Annotated in this window: 3 protein-coding genes; 2 read left to right on the forward strand and 1 reads right to left on the reverse strand. The window is 45.8% G+C overall.

The window, feature by feature from the left end; all coding sequences use genetic code 11:
• Window positions 1-214 precede the first annotated feature (214 nt).
• A complete protein-coding gene (locus tag VE954_RS12635) occupies window positions 215-1384 on the forward strand; it encodes a hypothetical protein (RefSeq protein WP_324953225.1) in 1170 nt (389 codons plus the stop codon).
• Between the two features lie 396 nt (window positions 1385-1780).
• A complete protein-coding gene (locus VE954_RS12640; RefSeq protein WP_324953227.1) occupies window positions 1781-2635 on the forward strand; it encodes a hypothetical protein in 855 nt (284 codons plus the stop codon).
• On the opposite strand, the gene VE954_RS12645 is transcribed toward VE954_RS12640, so the two are convergent.
• A partial coding sequence (locus VE954_RS12645) for a DDE-type integrase/transposase/recombinase (protein ID WP_324953229.1) occupies window positions 2617-2878 on the reverse strand: 262 nt, incomplete at its 5' end. The genes VE954_RS12640 and VE954_RS12645 overlap by 19 nt on opposite strands.

Here is a 2878-nt window from a genome sequence, read left to right on the forward strand (position 1 = left end):
AGCGTGGTCCTAAACTTCTGATTCCACAGGAGCAGGTCGGGATCAACATCCCGGTCACACGGCAATCCATGTATGTGCTTGGATAGAAAAGTACACTAAACTCTTTTTATGACTGTCTCAAAATAGCTGATTTATTCCGAAGGCTTCCAAAGTACTACGGTGGATTGAAGATGTTCAAGAGAAAAATGCTAGAGATTCGGCATGGGAAAGAGAATTGCCGAGTAAACTCTTTGACGCAAAACTCATTGATGCCGTGACTCAAACGTGTCTCGAAAACTTGCAAAAGATTAGGCACTTATGCGCACACCCAGTTCAAACAGGGGATAATCGAAGATTATTTACTCCTAGCCAGCATGAAGTATATGGGTATTTACGGAACACATTTGATTTAATATTCTCCATTGATCAATTCCTTTCAAAATCATCTTTTGACCAGTTTGCAGAGGATCTTGAAGCTGCATCAACGAGCTTGCTGCCTAGCAAGGAATCTTCTCAAGCATTTCTTCACAGACACTACGATCGGCTTAGCACCGAGGTAACAAAGAACTATTTTCGGAATCTCTGGCGACTTTGTTTCAAATCAAAGAACCAGCGTTGCATAGATAATTATCATGTGAATTTCCTCGCACTGAGGGAGCTATACAAGTACCGAAAGACCTACCTTGACGCTTACCTGCGTGAAAACAGTTCAGACTTCTCAGAGGTCAAGGTTCAGAATGATTTTTTGAAAAATATGGCTAATGATTGGTTCTCGCTATTTCCCAGCACATTCGCTTATGTGAGTAAGGAACTTCAGGCGCACATAAAAAGCTACTGCGAACGGGAATTCAAATCATCGTATACTTTTGCCTTTACGCTTGATGAGTATAAGAAAATGTTCGTTGCAAATCTAAAATTCCCTGATGAAAATGACTTCAACTTCGCAATGGAAGTGATCAACTTCATGAACCATCCGCAGGATGCAGCCTATTCCTTCATAGAATGTGCCTTATCAACTTACTATTCGGCTGTTGCTCTTGAGCAGATCCTTAAATTTTCAGACAATTATAATATGACCCAAGCTGTACTAGATATTTTAAGGGATAAATTCCCTACCAATAGTGAAAAGATAAATATGCTTATCTACAGCGCAGGCGATGCGATTACTCTCAGGAAAAATCTGGCAGATAATTATACAAAGTCATCAAATTTTGACACCGCTGATTCAAGCTTTCTTCGTCTGGAACCATTTTTGAAAGATTTTAGCTATAGCGAATTGGAAGACCTTTTAGCTGAAGCCAAGAAGAATAGCCAGTGTATGAACCGGCGTCGAGCAAGTAGCGATCACAATAGGCTAGAGGATTTAAAAAATATTCTAGCTCGGGCTGCTGGGTCACCTGCATAGTAATACTACCAATTCTTGCGAGGTCCCTGGAGCAGCCACCCTCAACGTAGCAACTTTCGCCTTCAAATGTACACTGGCGATGAAGAGGACTTTGGCAATTCTGTGAAGGCGACTTTGGTAACCGACAAGGGGAGCATAGCCGAATGGTTTCTTGGGAGAAAGGCCGTTCTCCCAAGAAGTACCCCCCCTCCCGCCGACTCGAGTTTTTTCCAGCCTTCGGCCAAGCCCTCCCGCTTCGCGTCCGGGTGGAAAAATTCGAGTCGGCTGCGGCATGGCAGCTTCTTAAGCAGAAACCTGAGTAGCCAACTTGATAGCGTCCTAATACCGCTGTATAATCCTGCTCAGTATTTTTACCAAGATGATCAATCCTCAAACTTAAAGCGTGGAGGTCTTTCCTTGAATGACGACATGCCCGAAATCCCTCTGACTCCTGAAGACAAACGTCACCATCGCAATGAGGTGTTCAACGACATGGCGTTGAACATCAATTCTCCCGACCAGCTCAATGCAATATTGCGCCGAATGCTGGCTGTCCTTGGACTCGCTCCAATTACCCAGGGCCTGGCCTCACTTGGGTCCGGCTTTTGGGGAGAGGCGGAACAGAGCAGCGTCAATAAGACCTTTATGGAGTGGCTCAGGCTTCAGAAGGATCAGATTGATGAAATAGAACAAACCATGCGCGAGCTGCTTGAAAGGTTGAATCTTGACGATGACGAGACCAGAAGCCGGGTTGAGAGCCCGGAGTACGCGCGACTGATGAGGAAAGCGTTCAGGAATTGGTCGGCAGCCGAAAGCGAAACCAAGCGCGAAGCTGTTCGAAACCTTCTCGGGAATGCCGCCTGTTCAACACTTTGTCCAGATCATTTCCTAAGCCAATTTCTTGTTTGGATTGACTCGTTTGAGGAAATGCACTTTGCGGTCATCAAGGCTGTGTATCGTGAGCCGGAAGCCAGTCGGGCAGATATCTGGGAATCGATTGGTGGTCGGGAGGACGTTACTGACAGTTCATCAGATGCCGACTATTTCAAATTTCTGATCGATGAGCTCACGCGAAACCGAATCATTCGGCAGTTTCGGCAAACAACTTTCGATGGCCAATTTGTAAAGCAGAAGCCAGCGCGGAGAAGAAAATCTTCGACAATGATGTCCCCGTTTGCGGACGGCAAGCCTTATGTACTGGTTGTGTTGCGTTTGCGGAAGCTGAGCGCGGGGAAGCACGGATTGGCGAACGATCATGCAGCGACAGAATAGAAGATCTCTGCAGAGGTATCACCCTCTGCTCTGACCTGCCGCTTTCGAATTATTCTCATCGACTCAAAGCCACCAATTGTAATCCTTGCAGTTCGAAACCTCCCAAAGCCCAAGGTGGCTCTGCATAGCTGCTTGATGGGCCTATGGTCCTGCTCGATAATGTTGTTCAAATATTTGTTCTGACGAATCTCGATATCGGTGCCTTCGTCGTCGTTATAGTCATTGATCGCAGATGTGTTGGCT

The organism is Oligoflexus sp., assembly GCF_035638955.1.
Lineage (GTDB): Bacteria > Bdellovibrionota_B > Oligoflexia > Oligoflexales > Oligoflexaceae > Oligoflexus.